The sequence below is a fragment of the Companilactobacillus nantensis DSM 16982 genome (genome assembly GCF_001435815.1).
GTDB lineage: Bacteria > Bacillota > Bacilli > Lactobacillales > Lactobacillaceae > Companilactobacillus > Companilactobacillus nantensis.
Genome location: NZ_AZFV01000007.1, coordinates 26,694 through 50,250, shown reverse-complemented (window position 1 = coordinate 50,250; position 23,557 = coordinate 26,694). Strand labels below are relative to the sequence as shown.

16 protein-coding genes are annotated in these 23,557 nt (G+C 35.7%); 12 read left to right on the top strand and 4 right to left on the bottom strand.

Features of this window, described 5'->3' with window-relative positions:
* The first annotated feature begins 63 nt into the window (after positions 1–63).
* Positions 64–2,694: a glycoside hydrolase family 3 protein gene (locus tag FD31_RS04255; protein WP_057891526.1), complete on the top strand. Its 2,631-nt coding sequence runs from the start codon at positions 64–66 to the stop codon at positions 2,692–2,694.
* 410 nt (positions 2,695–3,104) lie between these two features.
* Positions 3,105–5,756 (top strand): polysaccharide lyase 8 family protein, encoded by a 2,652-nt coding sequence (locus FD31_RS04250; RefSeq protein WP_057891525.1) that lies wholly within the window; start codon positions 3,105–3,107, stop codon positions 5,754–5,756.
* Between the two features lie 312 nt (positions 5,757–6,068).
* Here FD31_RS04250 and FD31_RS04245 read toward each other — a convergent pair whose 3' ends face one another.
* The gene (locus FD31_RS04245; RefSeq protein ID WP_057891524.1) at positions 6,069–6,617 is read right to left on the bottom strand and encodes an NADPH-dependent FMN reductase; all 549 of its coding nucleotides are present in this window, start codon (positions 6,615–6,617) and stop codon (positions 6,069–6,071) included.
* 316 nt (positions 6,618–6,933) lie between these two features.
* Here FD31_RS04245 and FD31_RS14320 point away from each other — a divergent pair, with 316 nt between their 5' ends.
* The 6 genes from FD31_RS14320 (at position 6,934) to FD31_RS04215 (ending at position 13,139) form a co-directional block, all read left to right on the top strand.
* Positions 6,934–7,605: an RlpA-like double-psi beta-barrel domain-containing protein gene (locus FD31_RS14320; RefSeq protein ID WP_057891523.1), complete on the top strand. Its 672-nt coding sequence runs from the start codon at positions 6,934–6,936 to the stop codon at positions 7,603–7,605.
* A gap of 151 nt (positions 7,606–7,756) precedes the next feature.
* Positions 7,757–8,626, top strand: coding sequence for a helix-turn-helix domain-containing protein (locus tag FD31_RS04235; protein ID WP_057891522.1), 870 nt, complete (start codon positions 7,757–7,759; stop codon positions 8,624–8,626).
* A 68-nt stretch (positions 8,627–8,694) separates the two neighbouring features.
* Positions 8,695–9,486: a Cof-type HAD-IIB family hydrolase gene (locus tag FD31_RS04230; RefSeq protein ID WP_057891521.1), complete on the top strand. Its 792-nt coding sequence runs from the start codon at positions 8,695–8,697 to the stop codon at positions 9,484–9,486.
* A 2-nt stretch (positions 9,487–9,488) separates the two neighbouring features.
* Positions 9,489–10,652, top strand: coding sequence for an MFS transporter (locus tag FD31_RS04225; protein ID WP_057891520.1), 1,164 nt, complete (start codon positions 9,489–9,491; stop codon positions 10,650–10,652).
* 444 nt (positions 10,653–11,096) lie between these two features.
* Positions 11,097–12,092 (top strand): zinc-binding alcohol dehydrogenase family protein, encoded by a 996-nt coding sequence (locus tag FD31_RS04220; RefSeq protein ID WP_057891519.1) that lies wholly within the window; start codon positions 11,097–11,099, stop codon positions 12,090–12,092.
* A gap of 87 nt (positions 12,093–12,179) precedes the next feature.
* Positions 12,180–13,139 carry a 2-hydroxyacid dehydrogenase family protein gene (locus FD31_RS04215; RefSeq protein ID WP_057891518.1) on the top strand — a complete coding sequence of 320 codons (960 nt, stop codon included), beginning with the start codon at positions 12,180–12,182 and terminating at the stop codon, positions 13,137–13,139.
* A gap of 113 nt (positions 13,140–13,252) precedes the next feature.
* Here the strand turns inward: FD31_RS04215 and FD31_RS04210 are convergent, their stop codons facing one another.
* Positions 13,253–14,029 (bottom strand): Cof-type HAD-IIB family hydrolase, encoded by a 777-nt coding sequence (locus FD31_RS04210; RefSeq protein ID WP_057891517.1) that lies wholly within the window; start codon positions 14,027–14,029, stop codon positions 13,253–13,255.
* 98 nt (positions 14,030–14,127) lie between these two features.
* Here FD31_RS04210 and FD31_RS04205 point away from each other — a divergent pair, with 98 nt between their 5' ends.
* The 4 genes from FD31_RS04205 to FD31_RS04190 all read left to right on the top strand — a co-directional run bounded on the left by FD31_RS04205 (position 14,128) and on the right by FD31_RS04190 (position 19,076).
* Positions 14,128–14,877, top strand: coding sequence for a response regulator transcription factor (locus tag FD31_RS04205; protein ID WP_057891516.1), 750 nt, complete (start codon positions 14,128–14,130; stop codon positions 14,875–14,877).
* On the top strand, positions 14,877–16,367 hold the full coding sequence (locus tag FD31_RS04200; protein WP_057891515.1) for a sensor histidine kinase: 1,491 nt from the start codon (positions 14,877–14,879) through the stop codon (positions 16,365–16,367). Before FD31_RS04205 ends, FD31_RS04200 begins: the two co-directional genes overlap by 1 nt.
* A gap of 154 nt (positions 16,368–16,521) precedes the next feature.
* Complete coding sequence (locus tag FD31_RS04195; RefSeq protein WP_057891514.1) at positions 16,522–18,375, top strand: SLAP domain-containing protein; 1,854 nt, start codon at positions 16,522–16,524, stop codon at positions 18,373–18,375.
* A 77-nt stretch (positions 18,376–18,452) separates the two neighbouring features.
* Positions 18,453–19,076, top strand: a complete 624-nt coding sequence (locus FD31_RS04190; protein WP_057891513.1) for a GyrI-like domain-containing protein — start codon at positions 18,453–18,455, stop codon at positions 19,074–19,076.
* A gap of 44 nt (positions 19,077–19,120) precedes the next feature.
* Here FD31_RS04190 and FD31_RS04185 read toward each other — a convergent pair whose 3' ends face one another.
* Both FD31_RS04185 and FD31_RS04180 read right to left on the bottom strand, forming a co-directional pair.
* Positions 19,121–21,277: an LTA synthase family protein gene (locus FD31_RS04185; protein ID WP_057891512.1), complete on the bottom strand. Its 2,157-nt coding sequence runs from the start codon at positions 21,275–21,277 to the stop codon at positions 19,121–19,123.
* A gap of 79 nt (positions 21,278–21,356) precedes the next feature.
* Complete coding sequence (locus FD31_RS04180) at positions 21,357–23,507, bottom strand: LTA synthase family protein (protein WP_057891511.1); 2,151 nt, start codon at positions 23,505–23,507, stop codon at positions 21,357–21,359.
* Positions 23,508–23,557 lie beyond the last annotated feature (50 nt).

The following is a 23,557-nucleotide window of genomic DNA, read 5'->3' as shown; positions in this document are numbered from 1 at the left end:
TCGCCCTTTGGTTTTAAAAGTGTAAAATTAAAGTAACTACATTTCCACCAAAGGAGAGATTAGATGGAAAGCGATATTTCACAACGTGAGTTAGAAAATCAAGAATTAGCTAAGACGGCAGCTGAGGAAGCTATTGTCTTGCTACAAAATAAAAATCAAGTACTACCTTTACGCAATAAAACAGTTGCTTTATATGGACATGGTGCTTTTGCCACTGTCAAAGGAGGCACTGGTTCGGGTGATGTTAATCAACGTAGTATCGTAAGTATTTTACAAGGATTAGAAAACAAGGGTTTTACTGTTACTTCAAAATCATGGTTGATGCGTCTCCAACGTTATTATCAACAACAGAAGAGTTTATATGAAGATAAATTAAAAGATGATCCAATGGCTCTGTTAGCTCCTGCATTTAACTTCAAGGATCCTGAGATTGCTGAATTTGATGATGCAACGACTGGTATTTACGTAATTTCACGTAGTTCCGGGGAAAATTATGACCGTCGAAATCATAAAGGCGATTTTCGTCTAACAGATAATGAATTGTCGAATATTCAACGAATGAGTGAATACTATACTAACAGCATTGTTTTGCTGAATGTTGGTGGTGTGATGGATACTAGTTTCATTGACAAATGTCCCACACTTGATAGTGTCATTTTGGTTTCTCAATTAGGGATGACGATTGGCGATGCGATTGCTGATATTTTAGATGGTACGAAGAGTCCTTCAGGTAAATTGACTGATACGTGGGCATATTCTTATCATGATTATCCAACGTCGGAAAACTTTGGGATGTCGAATCCAGAATATATTGAAGGTATTTTTGTCGGTTATCGTTACTTTGATAGTTTTGATATTAAACCACGCTTTGAATTTGGTTATGGTCAAAGTTATGCTAATTTCTTCATTAAAACAACAAAGGCTAATGTGAATGAAAAACGAATTCGTCTTCAAGTAAATGTTGAGAATACGAGCGATAACTTTTCCGGTCAAGAGAGTGTGCAAGTGTACGTTTCTAAACCACAGACGGAAATTCCTGTAACTTATCAAGATTTAGTTGAATACAGTAAGACAACCAATCTTCGTCCTCATGCTCAACAAACGTTGGAGTTTGAAGTTCCAATTACTGATTTGAGTGTCTTTGATACCGAATTAGGAGCCTATGTTTTAGTTCCTGGAACTTATCTCGTTAGAGTTGGTAGCAGTTCACGTAAAAATGATGTCGTAGCTAGTTTTAAATTAGATGAAAAAGTTATTTTGAAGAAAGTAGAAAATGTTCTCAAGCCAAGAATTGACCCAACGACTTTATTGAAGAGCAAGGTGCCATTGAAACAAGTCAGTGGCGTGCCATTCTTTATTTTAAAAGCTGAGAATTTCCCCGAAACAAAGTTTGTTCAATATCAAGAAAGTTCTGATGTGACAACTTTTTTGGCTGAGCGTGAGAACTTACCTGGTAAAGGTTTAGATCAAGTCATCGAACACGTCCGAAACGCTGAAGGTAAGACTTTGCAAGATGTTGCCTCTGGGGATGTTGAATTGGCTGAATTTATCGCCAGTTTGTCAGAGCAGGAGTTGGTCGATTTAGTTGAGGGTCAAATGTCGAGTGGTGAGAATAACATGGTCGGCATTTCGTCTGATTTAGTACCGGGTGCTGCTGGTCAAACTGGTCAGATTGCTAATAAACGAGTCCCGGCAGTAGTTATGGCTGATGGACCTGCTGGATTGCGAGTTGAACCTGTTTTTGAACGAAATCAACAAACTATTACGCATTACGCGACAGCTTGGCCTATCGGAACGGCTTTAGCTCAAACATGGAATAAAGATTTGATTGAAAAAGTTGGCTTTGCTATTGGAACGGAAATGAAGGGATTTGGCGTTGATCTCTGGTTAGCTCCTGGGATGAATATTCATCGTGATCCACTTGGTGGTAGAAACTTTGAATATTTTGCCGAAGATCCTTATCTATCAGGAACAATGGCTGCTTTTGAGACTAAAGGTGTCCAAGCGCATGACAATGTTGGTGTAACATTGAAGCATTTCTTAGGTAATAATCAAGAAAATTTCCGTAATTTTGGTAATAGCGTTATCGGTGAGCAAGCCTTACGAGAAATTTATTTGCGTAATTTTGAAATAGCTATTAAATTAGGACAACCAATGGCTATTATGACGTCATATAACCGAGTTAACGGCATCTTCTCGGCTGCTGATTTTGGCTTGTTAACGAATGTTTTGCGTGATGAATGGAACTTCCAGGGGGCAGTGATGACCGACTGGTTCAGTGCCGCTGATCCAAAACAAAGCATGCATGCGGGAAATGATTTAATTATGCCTGGTAATTCTAAGTCAGAGTTGATGAGTGCAGTTAGTGACTTTGGACCTGAATTTGATGAACAAGGCAATATTAAGATTAAAAGGGATTACGATTTATTGAAGAAACAATTCATCGAAACAGAAATGTGGAATGATTTTGTGGTTGATGCTGACGGTGAAGTAATCGTGAAGGTTAGAATCGATAGTAATTCACGACTCAATGATCGTGTCAAAGACTGGATTTACAATGGCGAGGCTCAAATTATTGATGATGAACATGTTCTTTTGACTGGTAAGTGGGAAGACAATAATGAATTGTATCTGGGTGATTTGCAGAAGTCTGCGATTAATGTTTTGAGATTGGTCTTGAAGTTGAAATTTTAGCAGTATTCCACTTTTGGTTGCCGAAGGATATTGTACTTTTAAAGTGGATTGATAATTTTTATTATATTTAGAAATGATAAATGTTAATAAATAAAGCAATAAGAGCCACGATTAATTAAAATCGTGACTCTTATTTTTTTGCTTAATGAGCTTTTTTATATTGATTGTAAAAACGTTTTCATTGAGATATATTGTAAAAGTAATCGAGGATTAAAGGCATTTTTGACGAATAATAATATTGATGCATTAATATTATTTGAATGAATTAATTGTTTTTAATGCAACAATCCTCACAAATTTAATAGGGATGGTGATATTTGGGGAAAATAATTATTTTTTTTGCATAGGGAACCAGAGGGCTTAAAAATATATTCGAATGGTTTTAATAGGATAAGAAGGAGATTCTATTTATGAAAAAAAGATATATGATTTTTATCAGTGCTACGTTGTCAGTTTTGGCTTTACAAGTTAACAATGTTGATGCCGCAACAACTGATAATGGGGATAATAGTAAAGCAGAAAATGTCCAAGATAATTTTGAAACAAAGAGTAAAATTTCTGATGATTCAAAAACTACCACAGATCAAACCACAACATCAGATATTAACAATGCTTTAAAAAATGATAGACCAACTACCACTTATAATGCTTTAGTTCAAAATAAATCAGTTCCGCAAAAAGAAAGTATTACTACCACAACACCGCAATCAAAGAGCGTTGCTGTAGTAACGGCCGCCCAAGATACTCCCAAAACAGATACATCTAATAAAGATGACTACGACAAAATGTTACAGTCATGGAAAGATGTTGTCGTAGGTGATAGTTATTATGACAACTCCAATCAAGAAATGACTCAAATGGGTTCACAAAAGGACAAGAAAGTCACTCAACTTTGGAATTCTATGGATAAGAGTGATCAACGTAAGAACCTTTGGAATGGAATCGAGGAATTAACAACTTCAGCACATATCACAACTGATTATCGTAATTTGGAGTCGTTAGCTATTGCTACCGTCAATCCAGGTTCGAAGTATTACAATGACCCACAAATGGTCAAAGATGTTGTGGATGGTTTCAATTGGTTGAACGTCAATAAATATAATCAAAATATCAAGGCTTATGGTAATTGGTGGGATTGGGAAATTGGTACGCCACTTTTCGTCAACAATATTGCAACAGTTATGCAGCCATATTTAACCAAAGAACAAGTTAAAAATTCAATGGATGCAATTACTTTCTTTGTACCTGATCCTGATTATTTCCGAGGTAGTGTCTATCCCCAATATAAAGCCGAAGCAACGGGTGCCAATCAAGTTGATATTGCTAAAGTTAAAATCATTCAAGCATTGATTGAAAAGGATGAGTCTGGTTTGAAGAAAGCAATCAAGGCTTTGGAAAAAGTCTTTCCGCTGGTCAATGATGGAGAAGGGTTTTATCGTGATGGTTCATTCATCCAACATGAGAATGTTGGCTACAATGCCTCATACGGCAATGTTTTGGTTGATGGTGTTTCACAATTGTTGCCGGTGATTCAAGGCACTCCCTATGCTTTAAGCGATGATTCGATGAATTCAATTAAGTTTTGGGTTGAAAAAGGATTTTCACCTTTTGTTTATAAAGGTAATTCGATGGATATGGTCCGTGGTCGAGCAATTTCACGAGCTTATTTCCAATCAAATGACTCTGGGGCGGATCTAATCAGATCGATTACACGTGTTATCAGTACTTATCCAGCATCCGAAAAAGCCAAATTTCAAAGTTTGATTAAATATTGGCTGAGCTACGGTAATAATTATGAAAATTATATTCAACAATTGACGAGTTATCGTGATGTTGATTTGATTTCTAAGATTATGAATGATGATACGATTGAAGCCGCTGATTTTCAAAATACTAATCTATATAATTTTGCAACGATGGACAAAGTTTTGCTGAAGAATGGTTCCAAGAATTTTGCGATAGGAATCAATATGTCTTCTAGTCGTATCAAGCGTTATGAATCACTTAACAACGAGAATTTACATGGTTGGTACACAGGTGACGGGATGCTGTTTGTCTATAATAATGATTTGAATCAATACAATGACAACTATTGGGCGACAGTCGATCCGTACAGACTTCCTGGTACAACAGAAACTGATGCTGTTCAGAAGAATGCTGCCGGTGCCAAACCTTCAACCAAAAGTTTTGTCGGTGGCTCTGTATTTGGAAATATTGGTTCAATTGGTAATGTTGGTTCCATCGCCATGGATTTCATCAATAATGACGGAAATTTAACAGCTCACAAGTCGTGGTTCTTGATGAATGATGGCGTGGTTGCTTTGGGAAGTGCAATCAATAATACCTCCAAAAATAAAGCTCTGACAGTGATTGATAACCGTAAATTAGCAGATACTTCAAAATATACGATTTATGTTAACGGAGCTGTTTATGAACCAAAATTGAATAATCCTCAACAATTAGAAAATGTTTCTTCTATATATTTACAATCTGATAAGCCAGACGAGTCGATTGGGTATAAATTTATTACACCTCAAAATCTCAATTTGGGATTGATTGAACGTCAAGGTGCTTGGTCCGAAATCAATACTGCTGAGAGTAAGACCGAATATATTAGAAAGTATTTAGAAATTTATAAGAATCATGTTCAAGCGGATGATACTTATAATTACGTAATTTATCCGAATGTCAGTTTAGATGAGTTTAATAACATAACAGTTCCGAAGATTATTAAGAATACTAATGATGCTCAAATCGTTAAATATGGTGCTACTACTGGAATTAATATCTTCAAAGCTGGTGATGAAAAAGTTGATGGTATGGAGTTTACCAATCCAATTTCAGTCACAAAGATTGATAATGGTAATCAAAAGTTATTTGGTATTTCTGATCCAAGTCAAAATATTGGAGCTGAAACAACTTTCAAGATTAAAGATAATGGATATAGACTTATGAATAGTGATAAGAATTTACAAGTGAAATTGGTTGATGGATATTGGAATGTCAGTCTCTTAACCAACGGTCATAATGGAGAAACACATTTCTTGTCGTTAGCTAAGTAGAACTTTTTTCAGTTAGAATGATGGTTTAGTGAAAAATGTCATTTCCAGAACTGAAGGTATTCATTAGGTTGTGCGGAATCGTTCGATCCAAATGACAGTCTCGAGTTTTTGCTGCATAGGAATACTCTCAGCTCTTCCAACCATTTTTTTCAAATGAATTAATAATATAGAAGTAAAAAATCCAGATAATCTAAGAGAACATTAAAGTTCTCAAGATTATCTGGATTTTGTTTTTAAATTATTAAAATATCTTAGTCAGAGGTTTCTCATAGCAGGTAAAAAAAACAATGAGTAACCGGATAACGACATATTTTAGTATCTATTTACTAAACCAACATAAGCATCAACAATACTTTGTAAGAAGCCAACAGTACCTTCAGCAACGTTACCATCTTCATCAAGAATCTTTGTAACATTTCCGATGTAAGCTTCTGGTTGTTGTAATGTAGGCATATTTAAGAATACCAATGATTGACGTAGGGCATGGTTAGCACCAAAACCACTGATAGCACCAGGTGAGACGCTGACAACAGCAGCTGGCTTGTTATTCCAAGCATTTTCACCATAAGGACGTGAACCAACATCAATAGCGTTCTTTAAGCCACCAGGGATTGAACGGTTATATTCGGGTGTAACGAACAAGACACCGTCAGCAGCCTTAATTTGGTCTCTGAATGCAGTATATTCAGCGGGAACTGTTTCTGGTGTATCAATATCTTCACTATATAGTGGCAAGTTACCAAATTCCAAAAATTCTAATTCGTAGTCACTAGGGAACAACTTCATCATGTTCTTAGCAATTTGCTTTGAATATGATCCTTTACGTAGACTACCTACAACAACAGCAATTTTTTTTGACATTTAAAATTCCTCCATCACTTTCGATATTTCTAAATTATCACAAAAAAATTTATTCAACAAATATTTGTTCTCGCAAACAAACATTTTTTTATTTTTATCGTAATCGGTTACAAAAATATTGCTAAAAGTATCACAATATGTTAAAATTCTTCACTTTGTGTAATTACTAATAATATATTTAGTATTATTTGACCCTTATTACGAGAATGTTACAAAAAATGAGTTCAACAGAAATTTCTTATTATTCCTGTAATATGTTTGTTATATTCATCTTGTATAGTTGCCTCTGGTAAACATAAAACCGGGGAGAGATTAGTTGCTAAAGCAAATTAAATTAGATGCACTACTTATCATTAGTTTGATAATTACAGGGGGTATGGGATATTCAGTTGCCTATGCTGCAGATTCATCATCAAGCCAAGTAAGTAATACAACAGATTTTCAAAAGACATTAACTAACTTGGAAACAAAACAAGCAGTTAGTGGCGATGCTTATACACTAAACAAAAAAGTATCGTTATCAGACAATAAGGAATTTATGCCTGGTATCAGTCATAGTGAAAAGGATCCAAATATGGGGGACGTCACATCACAATCAGACGATTCAGATGTTGACCATGCACCAGTCCAAACTTCACAACCAGAACAAATCGAAGCATCACAACAAGCTATTACACAAGCGGCCGCAGAGCCACCAGTCGAAATGCAATCAACAGGTAAAAATGTTGGTACATTTAAAATTAGTTTTTACGATCCAGCTGTTTTAGGATCAGACATGGGTTATTCAGGAGTTGCTACAAATCTAAGTGTGATTCCACGTTGGTCACGTTTGAAGATTACTACAGCTCAAGGGGATGTCTACTATCGTACCGTTAATGATACAGGTACATTCGCCTATGACAATCCATACCAAATCGATATGGCAATGCCAAATAGTATGATTCCTTCATACGGAATTACTAGTGCAACTGTTGAGATTATTGGTTAATACATTTGAATATTGAAAAAACGACTTCCATTTTGGAGGTCGTTTTTTTGTTCTAGTAGCATATTGGTTTAATAAATACTATTGTTTGGCTTTATTAATTAAATTAAATAAGATATTATTAACGCATATTCTAAAAAGACTGGTAACTTAAATGAAAATTCTACATGAAACGGTGCAATCATTGGCACAATTGCCTTTTAAATTTTACGAGCATGACTCTCAAACGATTCATGTAAATCCACATTGGCATCAAGAAATTGAAATTAATTATTTGGTTCAGGGTGGACCAGTAAATTTTGTGATTGATGGGCAAACAAAACGCTTTCAACCTGGTGATATTTGGGCAACTAATCATCGAGAAATTCACAGTGCCACTGCACTGAGAAATGAACATTATTTGGAGTTTGGCTTAATTATTGATGATAATTTTTTACAACAACAAGTTCCCCAAAGCAAGGATTGGCAACTTATTTTAAAAGGAATTGATTCAGCGCACAGGCACCATCAATCATATCAACGGATTAAAAATCATTTACTAGCAATTCAACAAATCTTACGTGAACCTTTAACTGATCTTTCACGATTAAATGTTTTGAGTCATTTTTACGGTTTGTTAAATGAATTAGGTGAAAATTTTACGCAATCACATAGTAATAAGGATGTAAGTCCCAATTCAAATTTGGTCGATGATGTTATGGTACAAATTAATCAAAATTACGCTGAAGAGCTTGACGGCAATATTTTGGCAAGTAAACATCATATTTCTTTGACAACCTTAAATAAACAGTTTAATGCCAATATTCAAATGTCAGTCAATCAGTATTTGCGTTTGATACGCCTATTGAATTCACGACGTTTGTTGCTCGAAACTGACCGGACAATTGATTACGTTGCCGCCAGTTGTGGCTTTTCAAGCGGAAAGACTTTTAACCGTAATTTTAAAGCTTGGAAGGGAATCACTCCCAGTGAATATCGCAATAATTTTGCTAAAGATTATCAAATTGATACTAGTTGCTTTTAAAAATGTCCCTTGTTCAAGTTATTCAGATGCTAAACTACTGCTATCAATTAATAACGAGGTAAATTACTATGATCAAACTTATTGCAACTGATATGGACGGAACTTTTTTACGTTCAGATATGACTTATGATGAAGCAAAATTTGCACGGCTATATCAAGAACTCCAAAGCCAACAAATTCAATTTGTCGTTGCTAGTGGGAATCAATATTTCCAACTCAAATCTTTCTTTAAAGACTATCCAGATATTATTTATATTTCGGAAAATGGTGCCTATATTCGTAACACCAAACAAACTTTTGCCAAGCATGCTTTTAGTCAAAATAACGTTCAGACAATTTTAGATAAAATTCAAGCTATTCCTAATTTGAAACTTCTTGTTTGTGGTGCTAAGAGTGCATATGCTCTTTCTACAATGGATTCTGAACATGTTGAAGAAATGCGACACTACTACCATCATTTAGAAGTGATGGATGATTTTGAATCAATTGATGATGATATTTTAAAATTTGCTATTAGTTGTCCTGTTGCAGAAACTGACAATATTGTTGAGCAACTTCGTGAATCATTAGTTGGTTTAGCTGAACCGACAAGTAGTGGTCACGGTGATATTGACGTCATTCAACTAGGACTTAATAAAGCTGCTGGACTCAAAGAACTTGGTCAAATTTTGAATATTGATTTGAGTGAAATGATGGCTTTTGGTGATGGAGGTAACGATTTAGAAATGTTGCGTGAAGTAGGATGCGGCGTGGCTATGGAAAATGCTCAAGCTAACGTATCTGCTGTGGCTGACCAAACTACTGCCAATAATCAAGACCAAGGTGTTTTACAAACGATTGATAAATTCTTGGAACACTAATTATGAAACAAGTATCTGCTAAAACAACAATCAGTATTCTCAGTCTTTCAACTGTTAGTGGAATTACGACTGTCATTACGGGAATTATTCCACAATTAAAACAAACTTTTCCAACGATACCGACAACGTTTATTGAATGGTTAGTTACGATTGCTAATCTCAGTGCCTTATTAACTTTGCTACTAAACCCCTATTTAGTCAGAAAATTTAACCTTCGCAAAGTTGTAATTAGTGGGTTAGTAATCAGTGGATTATGTGGATTGATTCCCGCATTAACCAATAACTTTTGGTTAATAATGTTTAGTCGAATACTATTAGGACTGGGAATTGGTCTATTCTCGCCGCATGCTATCAGTTTAATCGCACACACATACCACGGAAACTTGCGAGCTCGATTATTGGGTTATCAAACCGGTTTGTCGGCTTTGGGAAATGCCTTACTTTTAGGTTTAGCCGGATTACTCATCAGTTTAAGTTGGCATGCAGTTTTCTGGTTGCATATGATATTGTTTATCATTGCTATATTAGTTGGATTTTTCGTTCCAGAACCAGTAGTCAAAGAAGAAGATACTACTCATTCGATCAAACTACCTAGCCGTCAGTGGAAATTAATTGCGTTAACTTTTCTAACCTACTTATTAATTTGGGGCGTTCAGTTAAAGCTACCCAGTTACTTTGAAATCCACCAGTTCGGTAATGCTCAAGTGATTAACTTAACTCTAGCAGCCATGAATATAGGTGGACTCATTGCTGGGTTAACATTTGGATACTTGCATCAACGATTACATCGATTTACTTTGACGCTTGGTTATGCTGGTGCTTCAATGGCTGTCTTGTTACTTTGGACCACTAATAATTCAAGTGTTGCCATCGGTTCAGCTATTTTCTTCAATTATATTTACTCTTACACAGGTCCTTATTTAGTTTTTACTAGTAATGCAGGACTCAAGCCAAATCAAGTTAATACTCTCAGTAGCTTTTTGACTATTGCGACAATTATCAGTGCTTTCTTTGCGCCAGTTGTTTGGAATCAATTAGGGAAAGTTGGTCCCAAAACTTTAACTGATAATGTCTTACTTTGGGTTACCGTAGCGTTGGCGATTATTGCTTTTTTAACCCTAATTTCAAAACCCCAAAATAAAAATTTAATAAATAAAAAGCAATAACTAACACTTGCATCGGATGATTCCGAACAAACAACAGACTCCTTGCATTGATAAATTAATGATTCTAAATAAACTCACCCTTCAGAGATAATTAAAAATCAAAGTCTATCAAGTAAAAGTGTTTGCTGAAAGAAGATCAAATAATTTAACCTCAATCTAATATTGAAAAATATTTAGAGTACAAAATTATTAATTGTTAAGTATTATCGGTTAATTTAAAGGGATTAGCTGGTAATGCTTTTTTTAGTATTTAACATGTGATGCTAGTTAATTATGTTAAAACTATAAAAAACAACCATTGGAAAATTACCATTCATTAACAGCGACCTAAATTTCTTGCTCTTGGAAGCGGCATACATAAATATAATTATCACGGGGGATAAAAATTTTCTCACTAACTTATTTGTTATAGAATGGAGTTAACGTGAAAAGAAGGTTGGATAAATGAAAGCATTTGGTGTTACTGACAATAAAATAGATAGTTTTGTAGAATTTGATAAGACTAAGGAAACAGCTACTGGCCGTGATTTGTTAGTTAAAATTGAGGGAATTTCAATTAATCCAGTTGATATTGCAACTAGAAAGAATATCACGGACAAGTTGAGTGAACCAAAAATTTTGGGATACGACGGTTATGGTGTGGTTGAAGAAACTGGTTCTGAAGTCGAGAATTTTAAAATTGGTGACAAAGTTTTCTTTGCTGGTGACTATACGCGCGATGGTTCAAATCAAGAATATGAAATTATTGATGAACGAATCGTTGCCCACGCACCTAAGGAAACTTCGATTGAAAAAAGTGTTGCTATGCCATTGGTAACTTTGACAGCTAGTGAATTACTTTTCGAAAAATTAAATATCAATCCAGCCGTTGATAATCGTAATAAAACAATTTTAATTATTAACGGGGCCGGTGGTGTTGGTTCAATTGCCACTCAATTGGCTCATTTAGCCGGTTTAAGAGTAATTGCGACTGCCTCAACACCGGAGAAGGTCGATTGGGTCAAGGACCTTGGAGCGGATCTTGTGGTCAACCATCATCAGGACTTAATTAACCAAGTTCATGATTTAGGAATTGAAAATGTCGATTACATTGTTGGCTTGAGCGATAATGATCCACATTGGAAAGAAATCGTAGAATTAATTAAGCCATTTGGAACGTTCGCAACAATTACTAATTTACGTGAATCACAAATCGCCGATTTGAAATCGAAGTCGGTTAATTTTGCTTGGGAGTGGATGTTTACTAAGGCCAAGTTTAAGTTAGATTCAATGTCAGACCAGGGAGCTTATTTGGAAAAGTTAGCAGATGGTCTGGACAGTAGTATGATTCACTCAACTGTTACGAAGGTTTTCCATGGTTTTAATTTGGAAAATATTAAGAAGGCTACTGAGTTAGTTGAAGGTGGTCATATGATGGGTAAGGTTGTTGTTAAAGCCTAGAAAATTGGGATGATACTATTTGGGGTATCGTCCTTTTTGCTCGATATGACAACTAATTAATTCGTTGAACAACAAGGAGAAAAAAATATGGCAAATGTTCTCATAACGGCCGCTATTCCACAAGCAGCTTTAGAAGTCTTGCAAAAGGCAGGATTAAATGTGGAAAGTTATACAGGCAATGATTTGATTACGAAAGATGAATTAATCAAACGTATCGCCGGCAAAGATTATTTAATCACGCCACTATCTACGCAAGTTGATCAAGATGTGATTGACGCTGACCCACAATTAAAACTGATTGCTAATTATGGAGCCGGATTCAATAATATTGATGTTAAATATGCTCGTGAGAAAAATATTCCAGTTACGAATACACCAAAGGTTTCGACCGTTTCCACTGCTGAGGTAACAACTGGTTTAATTATTTCCTTAGCACACCGCATTGTTGAAGGTGACAAGTTAATGCGAACGACTGGATTTGCTGGTTGGGCACCATTATTCTTCTTAGGTCATGAATTAGCTGGTAAAACATTAGGTATTTTTGGAATGGGTCAAATTGGTCAAGCTGTTGCTAAAAGAATGGCAGCCTTTGATATGAAAACCATTTATACGCAACGTCATCAATTGGCACCGGAAATTGAACAAAAATTAAATGCCAAATTTGTTTCTATGGATGAGTTAATTCGTCAAAGTGATGTTTTGACGTTACATGCACCATTGACGCCCCAAACACAACATATTTTGGGTGCTGATCAATTTAAACAAATGAAAAATTCAGCTTATTTAATCAATGTTTCTCGTGGTCCTGTAATTGACGAAGCTGCTTTGTTAACGGCTTTACAAAACAAAGAATTAGCTGGAGCAGCCTTAGATGTTTATGAAAAGGAACCAGAAGTAGCTGCTGGTTTTAAGAAGTTAGACAATGTTATTTTGACGCCGCATATCGGTAACGCCACAGTTGAAGCACGAGATGCGATGGCTAATATCGTTGCCAACAATGTTGTATTAGTAAATCAAGCTAAGGAACCTTTATATATAATCAATTAAAAAAACGTAATCATCAGTTAACAAAATAACTGGCGATTACGTTTTTTTGAATGCGATAATTTATATTTTCCTCAAGGTTAGTGAGTTTTAATAGTAATAAATAGTTTAGGAAATTAGATTAAATCAAAGTGTTTCAAACCGTTAACAATACCACCGTTAACGTTTTCAGTGGTAACATAAGTAGCAGCATCCTTAACTGAATCTATACCATTACCCATGGCAATGCTGTAATCGGCAAACTTAATCATTGGCAAGTCATTGGTACCATCGCCAAATGCATAAGTAGGTTTGTCTTCCAAATCTAAAGCCTGTAGCAAGTGTTGGATGCCACTCATTTTGGAAACGCCTTTAGCTACAGTATCGATTGAGTAATAACCGGTGTTGTAAAATTGCAAGTCAGGGAATTTAGTTTCGTAACTGGAGCCATCACCATCTGTTAAGATAACGAACATAGGGATGTCATCTTTTTTGTAAAAATCAGGATCGATTTCTGGTACATCAAGACGTAATTTATGGAAGAATTCTTTAATATAAGGAGTATTACCACTTAAGAAAGTTCTGTCTGGTGTATGCATGTATACTGTATCGCCAGATTTGTGTGCTAATTCCATGACGTCCTTAACTAGCTCAGGCGCAATATTTTTTTGATAGACAACTTTGTCTTGAGATTGGACAAATGCCCCATTTAAAGTAATATAAGTATCAATACCAGTTGTACTTGTTACGGCATCAATTTCGATGGGAGAGCGACCAGTACAAATAACTGGCAAATAATTGTTTTGTTCGACTTGATGGACTGCTTTTGCAACAGAGTCATCAACTTGAGATTGTGCATTTAATAGGGTTCCGTCTAAATCAAAAAAGACGGTTCCGCGATAATTCTTTTTCAAAAGATCACCAACTTAATTTTATTTTGTATACTTACAATATGTTAACAATTATCAATGTAATGAGATAGTCAAATTCTTAAAAACTTGGAGTGATATTTATGAAGATTTTAATGATAGAGGATAACAAATCTGTCTCCGAAATGATGGGCATGTTTTTCCAAAAGGAAAAGTGGGATGCAAGTTTCGCATATGATGGTAATGAGGCAGTCGACATGTTCAATGAGGACCCCGATAAGTGGGATATGATCACGTTGGACCTTAATTTACCAGGTAAAGATGGGATGGAAGTTGCTAAGGAAATTCGTAAAGTTTCTAAGACTGTTCCGATTATCATGCTAACAGCCCGTGATACCGAAAGTGATCAAGTCTTAGGACTAGAATTTGGCGCTGACGATTATGTAACGAAACCATTCAGTCCCATTACTTTGATAGCGCGAATGAAAGCTATTCACAGACGTGATGAAAACTTAGCTGAAAAACTAGCTGAAAGCACGCCAGTCAACGCTGAGGTTGAAGAAGCTGATGATGGTTTTGATATCAATACTGGTTTCTTCAAGCTAAATTCTAATACGCGTGAAGCATACTTAGATGGTAAGGAAATTCCCGATTTAACGCCTAAGGAATTTGATTTGTTGAAGACTCTTGCAAGTAAGCCTAAGCAAGTATTCTCACGTGAACAATTGTTGGAACAAGTTTGGGATTACGACTATTTTGGTGAAGAAAGAACCGTTGATGCCCATATTAAAAAACTTCGTCAAAAGATTGAAAAAGTTGGTCCCCAAGTTATCGAAACTGTCTGGGGTGTCGGCTACAAATTTGATGATTCAGGAGTAAAGGCTAAGGCATAATGAAATTAATTTATCAAAATATGCTGAGTTTTTTGATCGTTATTTTAACGACTCTGGGGATTATTTTGTATTCCGTAACGAGTGCTTCTACAAGTTGGGAATATAACCGGACATATAAAAGTTTGGAAAGTTATGCCGGTAACCTCGAGAAGATTGCCTTAAAGACTGATCCGAAAACTGGGCAAATTCATAATATTACAGGCGACAATATTCGAACTGTTGAACAAGTTTTATCGGAAAGAAATGTTCAATTTGCTATTTTTGATTACAACAATAATCAAGTTTATCCAACACCACCAACGAATGTTAAATTACATTTGAAGCAGTCGTATTGGAAGAAACTAAAGCAAGGCAAAACGATTCGAAATATTCAAAAGCCACAAAATACTGAAGGAAACCCGCGGCTTCGAAAAGATGACAATCGAAGTTACGTCTATGTTTTAACGCCGTGGTTCCAAAATGGTAAATTGATTGCGGCTGTTTGGGCTGGTTCAGATGTTTCTGAACTGCAAACAAATATCGGTGAAATCAACAGTCGACTTTATTTTGCCTTGTTGATTTCCTTACTAGCTGCGATTATTTTGAGTTTCTTGTTGTCGAGATATCAGGTCAACCGAATTAATCGTTTACGTAGCGCGACGAAGAAAGTTGCCAATAATGATTTCTCAGTTCATATTGAAAGTAAAGGTCGCGATGAGCTAGATGACTTGGCAGATGATTTCAACCAAATGGTTAAGTCACTAGAGGCCTCTGATACCGAAATTAAGCGTCAGGAACAACGCCGTAAGGAATTTATGGCCGATGCTTCACACGAAATGAGAACGCCGCTAACAACCATCAATGGACTTTTGGAAGGATTAGCTTATGATGCCATTCCGGAAGAGTCTAAGGGTCAAAGTATTCAATTGATGCGCAACGAAACGAAACGTTTGATTCGATTAGTTAATGAGAATTTGGATTATGAAAAAATTCGAACTAACCAGATTACGATGGCTAAACGTGTTTTTGATGCCAATAAACCATTGACTGATATTACTTCACAATTGGAGAAGAAAGCTAAAACTTCAGGTGATGAACTGATTCTCAAGCCATTCGACGGTGAATTGCAGACATATGCGGATTACGACCGTTTTGTCCAAGTGATTTTCAATATCATGCAAAATGCTATCCAATTTACTAATAATGGTAAGATTTTTATCAGTGGAATTCGTAATGAAGAACGTCATGCTTCAGTGTTTACAGTTTCCGATACTGGTATTGGGATGTCAGAAGACCAAGTTAAAAATATTTGGGATCGTTATTATAAAGCTGATCCATCACGTAAGAATCGTAAGTACGGCGAGTCTGGTTTAGGCTTGTCAATTGTTCACCAATTGGTTGAAAATCATGGTGGTGAAATTGAAGTTAAGAGTAAAGTTAATGAAGGGACAACCTTCATCGTAACCTTGTTTGACGAGGGATACGAACACAAGCAAAATCAAGAAAGTTGAGTTAGAATATAGTTACAAAGTGTATTCAGACTCAAGACGAAACCGAAATTTAGAATAAGTAAGACTAATTTGTCTTCAATCTGAGAGCTTTTATTTAAGAGGCTCTTTTTTTGTTTTTCAGAATCATAGGAACCTATATCGAGGGGGAAAGATTATGAAACTTAGAATAAATAAATTTACGTTGTCATGTGTTGCAGTTTTAAGTAGTGCTATTTTGTTTGGTGTTAATGGAATTAATGTTCAGGCGGCTGATAGTGGAACTGGAAGTGTCAACTCTGTAAGTACGGTTCAACCTAAAGATGAATATACATATGTTAATGGTGAAACTGCATATGGTGGTTTTAATTACTCTGGAATAACTTGGGCTGTTTATAAAATAAATGGTGATGATAATAATTATCAGTTGAGGTTAGGTAGTACTGATGGTTCTGTCGTGGAAAAACCAGAACAGTCGCAGGGAACTGGAAATTTTGACTGGGTAGACTATGACAGTAAAATAACTTCGGTTGATATAGTTGGAAAATTAAAAGCAAATGCAATACAGCAATCACTGTTTGAAGGATTAACTAATGCTAAGGTAATTTCAGGGTTAAACTTACTTGATACATCAGATACTGGTGACTTTTCAAATATGTTTAAAGGTGATAGTAGTCTTGAATCCCTTGATATTTCGGATTGGAATATGTCAAAGGAGACAGATACTAGAAATATGTTTACTGGAACACATTTAGTATCGTTAACTTTGGGACCCAATAGTGTTATTACTAGTTCGGATTTACCTTCAGATCCTTTTGAATATATGATTGCGGGAAATAAGTACACTGCCAACGGATGGAAAGATGCATCGGGTACTGTAAAACCTGTATCAACAACTGATTTAATATCTACATATTCTCTAGGGAATACTGGCAGAACTCAAACTACATGGGTACCTAATGTAATACCTGAGTCAGTTGATTATTATATTCAATATGCTGACAGTAGCTCTGGGGAAAATTTACCGGTTAAATCAAGTAAAACATACAAGGGAACAACTGGTGAATCTGTTAACTTATCAACAGCTACAAACGGAAGGGTGACGCTTTCTCAAATCGGTCAATTACTACCAGGATATTCTGCGGATTCAATTGAAAACGAAACGGGAACTGTCAGTGGCGACGGTAATGGAGGATATGCAGTTAAAGCTGAAGTTAAAAAACTCGATTCAATCAATATTGCGGTTTCACAAACAGTTGGTACTGATAAGTCAACTGATGCATCGTTTAAGATTCCTGTAAATGATGCTAGTTATAAATATTCCAATATCACAGCCCCTACTAATTCAACAATTGATTTGAATAAGTCTACAATTAAAATTGGTGATGGAACGGCAGAGTCATTTGCTAGTTATTCTCCTACTTCAAAAGATTTGAATTCTGTTTTGTCTGGCGCAATTACTAGTCAATTGAAAGATGGAATTTTTGGAGATAAAGCTGCAGGAACAACCCCAATTACAGTAAATGCCGTTTATACAAAGAAGAGTACAGGTGGAGGCAGCAGTAGTGGCAACCACCATAACAACGGCAATAATAACAATGAGGATAACAACACCGAAGATAAAGGTGGAACTACAAGTTCAGTGAGCCAAACCGTTTCCACAACAACTAAAGATGTTAATTTATACGATAATAAGGGCAAACTGATTACTAATAAAGCCCTAGGAAAAGATTCAGGCTGGTTCAGTGATCAAGAGTATACTTTAGATGGAATTTTATACTATCGTGTCGCAAGTGATGAGTACGTTAAAGCAAGTGATGTCTATGTTTATACTGCTCAAAATAATATCGTTCGTGTTAAAGGCAAATCAATTGTCTATATGGTTGATTCAGTGGGTCATAAGATAACTGACCGGGCTTTAAGTCCTGATACCGAATGGTATAGCGATAGATATACTATGATTAATGGTCAAAAGTATTACCGTGTTGCAACCAATGAATTTGTTAGTGCAGCAGATGTTTCACTTTTGTAATTATTGATAGACTTAGTGATTGCTAAGTCTATTTTTATTGGGATAAAATTAACCTAAATAACTGTGAGGTCAGAAAAATGAAATATGAATGGCGTAAACAAGAAAAAGATTTATATTCGACAAAAAAACAGCCAGTGATTTTAACAATTCCTAAACAAAGATTCATTTCACTACATGGTGTGGGAAACCCCAATGGACCAGAGTTTAGTCAAAAAGTGCAAACATTATATCCAGCTGCTTATGGTATTAAGGGAGCTTATAAGAAATTTTGCGTTGACAGGGATGTAACTTATGATGATTATGTCGTATTTCCATTGGAAGGTGTTTGGTCGCTAACTAAAAAGGGACAACAATTAGATCATTTAGATAAAAATGAATTTAGTTATGACATTATGATTCGCGTGCCTGATTTTGTGCCAGATGAGCTAATTAAGCCAACTTTGGAAAGTGTGAAAGTTAAAAAGGATTTGTCTGAGATTGCTGAAATAGAAATTAAAGAATTTCCAGAAATGGAAGTTGCTCAAATTCTTCATGTCGGAAAATACGATGATGAACCAGCCAGCTTTCAAAAAATCGATGCACTGGTTTCAGATAATAATAAGCAACGTATTTCCAAAATTCATCGTGAGATATACTTGTCAGATGCTAGACGAGTTGAACCTGAGAAGCTGAAAACAATTTTACGTTATCAAATTAAATAGTTAACAAAAAGGACTAATTCATTTTACGTGAATTAGTCCTTTTGCTATTTCTTATCTAAATACGACCAACTATCAATTGGAGTTCGATCATCTTGCAACTGAACTGAATCGGTAGTGTAGAGGTCAGTAGTTGATTTATTGCCATTTTGTGAATACAAGCTAGTGGATTTGTCGCCTAAACTATCCCGTAATTTTTCCATTTGTTGAACTTGGTTTTGATAGGAATAATTAGTTGGGTTAACAGGTATAAATCCTAGTGGGGTATAGAAACGAAGCAGATTCTTATTGTTGACGTTATCAGAAGTCTTGAGCTTCAAATCAACACGCTTTTCCCAATTATCGACTTTAGTCAATAATTCGGGATTATCACGCATATCAATTTCTTCACCAGTTTTATTTGAATAAACCTGAGCTGTATCACCGTCGCGATAAACAGTGTAGTTTGGTGTAACAAAATCTTTATTTCGAAAGGCAACTAGTTGACTATGTTGCTTAGAGAAGAGATCGGTTCCCATTTGGACGTATTGGTCAGTATTGATTCCTGCTAGATGTAATAACGTTGGTAGGACATCAATTTCGCCACCATAAGTATGATTGATGCCACCCTTAAGTCCATCCATATGAATCATGAAAGGAACGCGTTGCATTTGCGTTGTATCAAACTTTGTCCACGTCTCCGGAGTTTTACCAAAGAGAACAGAAGCTGGCTTTCTGTCCTTACTATCTTGGCCATTCCCAAGTCCATAGTGGTCACCGTAAAGAACGATCATACTGTTTTTATCAAGTCCAGTTGCTTTCAAATAATTGAAAAATTCTTCAACCGACTTGTCTAAATAATGAGCTGTTTTGAAGTATTGATTGACTTTAGAATCCGGATTATCGGTCGATTGGAAATCACCATTATCTTCATCAGAGAATTGATAAGATTCATGATTGGTAACTGTTAAAAATTTAACATAAAACGGCTGTTGCATTTGTTCGAGATACTTGACGCCTTCAGAAAAAAGAATTTTATCTTTGATTCCGTACGTATTTAGTGACTGTGTGTCAGGATTTTCGTGGTCATAATAACTTTGATCAAAGAAATAATTATAACCAAGATTCTTATAAACAATATTCCGACTCCAAAAACCACCAGTATTACCGTGGAAAACAGCACTCGTATAACCCTTCTTCTGAGCTAAAATGGCTGGAGCTCCTTGGAAGGTGTTTTCAGTACCAAGTTTAGTGAAGAATGAAGTACCCGAAGGTAGTCCGAAAAGTCCTGATTCAAGCATTGTTTCGGCATCACTGGTACGTCCAGTACCAACTTCATGATAGAAATTATCAAAGGAGATAGTGTTCTTATCACCGTAGAGACTATTTAAAAATGGTGTTACTTCCTCACCATTTGGTAGTTTAAAGTTGATTAAAAATTGTTCAAAACTTTCAAGATGAATAATTATGATGTTCTTACCATTAGCTTTGCCAAAATAAACTGGATTTGGAGCAACATAGTTTTTCTTATTATAGGCAAGAACATCGTCAATTTCTGTTTCAGTAGCATTCGATCGGACTTGGTCGTTTTGAAGAGATCGAATGGAATCATAAGGTAGAAAGCTGTTGATACCGAGATATTTTACGATGTAAGAGTGATCAAAAGTTCTTCCTAGTAGTTGGGGACGATTGGCTTCAGAACCAGCTAAGTCGGCTGAAAAGAGCATTAAGCCTATACAAGTAGTTGCCACGGCGTTGAGTTTTCGAAAGGGATGCTTATCAATTTTGATGAAATGACTGGCAAACAAAATAATGATTAAAACAAAATCAATTAAGTACATTGCATCACGAGGTTGAATCATACCAATGGTAGTAGTTCCCAAACCCTTGGCAACCTTACTGACACCAGTAATTGATCCAAAGGAAATGAAGTCTGAAAATTGTCGATAATACAAAACGTTACTATAAATAAAAAGCGAGTCAGCCAAGTAAATTATTCCCATAACTAAATAAGATAATTTAGCGCGATTGATGTATAAAGCTAAACTCATTAATAAAACAATCGTAGCGAATGGATTGACGACAGCAAAAAAATGCTGCAACAAGTTTTCTAAGCCTAAAGAGAAATCCACATAGTACGCAGTGATTGTTTTTAACCATAAACAAAGAATCAAAAAGGTCATAAAACCGATTCTAGTGTTTAAGATGGATTGAATTTTTTTCATGTTTATCCTCATAACTAAATTAGTTCACTGGTTAATAATACGTTATTTCGGAAAAGAAAAAAAGCCAGCTTCCGCTGACTTACTTAGTTGTATCGTTATCGCCCTTGAGAATCGTCGACCAACTATCAATGACTGAGCGGTCGCCGTTAAGCTCGGGAGCATCAGTGTTGTAAAGGTCGGTTGTAGATTTATTACCGTTCTTAGAGTAGACACTAGTTGATTTCAAACCAAGTGAATTTCTTGTTTGAACGAGTTTTTGAATCTCATTTTGATAACTCTCAGTTTTCGGATCGATTGGTGTAAAACCGGTTGGCGTGTAGAAACGTAACAAGTTTTTATTGTTGATCGTATCCGATAATTTTAATTTCGTATTGACGTAATCTTGCCATTTAGCAACTTTTTGTTTCAATTCAGGATCTTGTTCCAAGTCAACTTGTTCGCCTGTGTTATTTTTGAAGACTTCAGGATTGCCATCACTATCTTTTAAGACGGTGTAGTGCGGTGTGATGAAGTTCTTGTTACGGAAAATAACAATGGGATTATGTTGATTTGATAATAAATCAGTTCCCAATTGTACGTATTGCTTCGTATTGATACCAGCTAAATGTAGCAGGGTTGGTAAGACATCAATTTCGCCACCATAAGTGTGATTAATGCCACCTTTAAGTCCTTTCATATGAATCATAAAGGGAACTTTTTGCATTTGTGAATCATTAAAGTCAGTCCAATCGCTACTATCAACGCCTAATAACGATGATAAAGCTGTATTTTGACTGTTGGAGAGTCCGTAGTGATCACCATAGAGGACAATCATTGAATTGTCATAAATGCCACTAGACTTCAAATAATCAAAGAATTCCTTCAACGCATTATCAAGGTAATGAGCGGTCACAAAGTAGTTATTGACGGCACTATTATCAGTGTCAGGCGCTTGAAAACCGTCATTATCTTCATCCGGTAATTGGAATGGATAATGGTTTGTAACGGTGATAAATTTGGCATAAAACGGTTGTTGGAGCTGTTCGAGATATTTAACACTCTCGGATAGCATCAATTTATCTTTCATACCATATTCCAAACTGGAATCATCAGTTTTATTATAGTAACTGGAATCGAAGAAGTAATTATAACCCATATTTTTATAAACATTATCACGGTTCCAGAAACTTCCGATATTACCGTGGAAAACGGCGCTAGTGTAACCTTCCTTTTGTCCCAAAATGGCTGGGGCAGCTTGGAAAGTATTGTCACTACCTAATTTTGAAAAGAGGGAACCTTCGGGTAAACCGAATAGTCCAGTTTCGAGCATATTTTCAGCATCACTCGTTTTACCTTGACCTACTTCATGGTAAAAATTATCAAACGACATCGTATTTTTATCGTTATAGAGGCTGTTCAAAAACGGTGTCACTTCTTGACCGTTAACTTTATCGTTAATTAGAAATTGTTGGAAACTTTCTAGATGAATCACAATAATATTTTTACCTTGTGCTTTACCAAAATATTTAGCGTTTGGTTGCGCATAATTTTGCTTTGTATAAGCTAGGACATCGTCCATGTCAGTCCCAACTGCTTCAGAACGAACTTGGTTATTTTGAACCGTCTTAATTGAATCATAAGCTAGAAAAGTGTTGAGTCCCAAGTATTTAACAATGTAGGCACGATCAAAGGTCCGACCGAGTAATTGAGGACGGTTACTTTCGGCAATCGTTAAGTTGAAAGCAAAGAAAAAGATTCCTAAAAAAGTTGTCGCAATTGCTGTTAATTTTCTCATTGGTCGGTCGTCAATTTTGATATAATGAGTAAGTAACAATATTGCGATAATAATGAAATCTAAACCATAAATAAAATCATGTGGCTGCATCATATTGGCAGCACTGCCACCAAGGCCTTTCGAAACTTTTGAAACGCCGGCAATCGTATTAAACGACAAAAAATCGCTAAATTCACGATAGTAAAGAATGTTGCCATAGAGTAGAGCTGACTCTAAAACGTAGATAACGCCCATAACGATGTAAGAAATTTTTGGACGGTTGATGTATAACGCTATACTGAGTAAAATAACAGCTGTGGCAATTGGATTAATAATTAGGATCAAATGTTGTAACGGGTCCGAAACGCCTAATGAGAAATCCACGTAGTAGGCAATGACTGTTTTGATCCAAAGGAAAAAGATGAGGAGTCCCATGAAACCAAGTCTTTTGTCCAAAATATTTTTTAATTTATTCATAGATAATTCCTTGTTTGTAAAAATTCTTTAATAATTATTGGTAAAGTCTA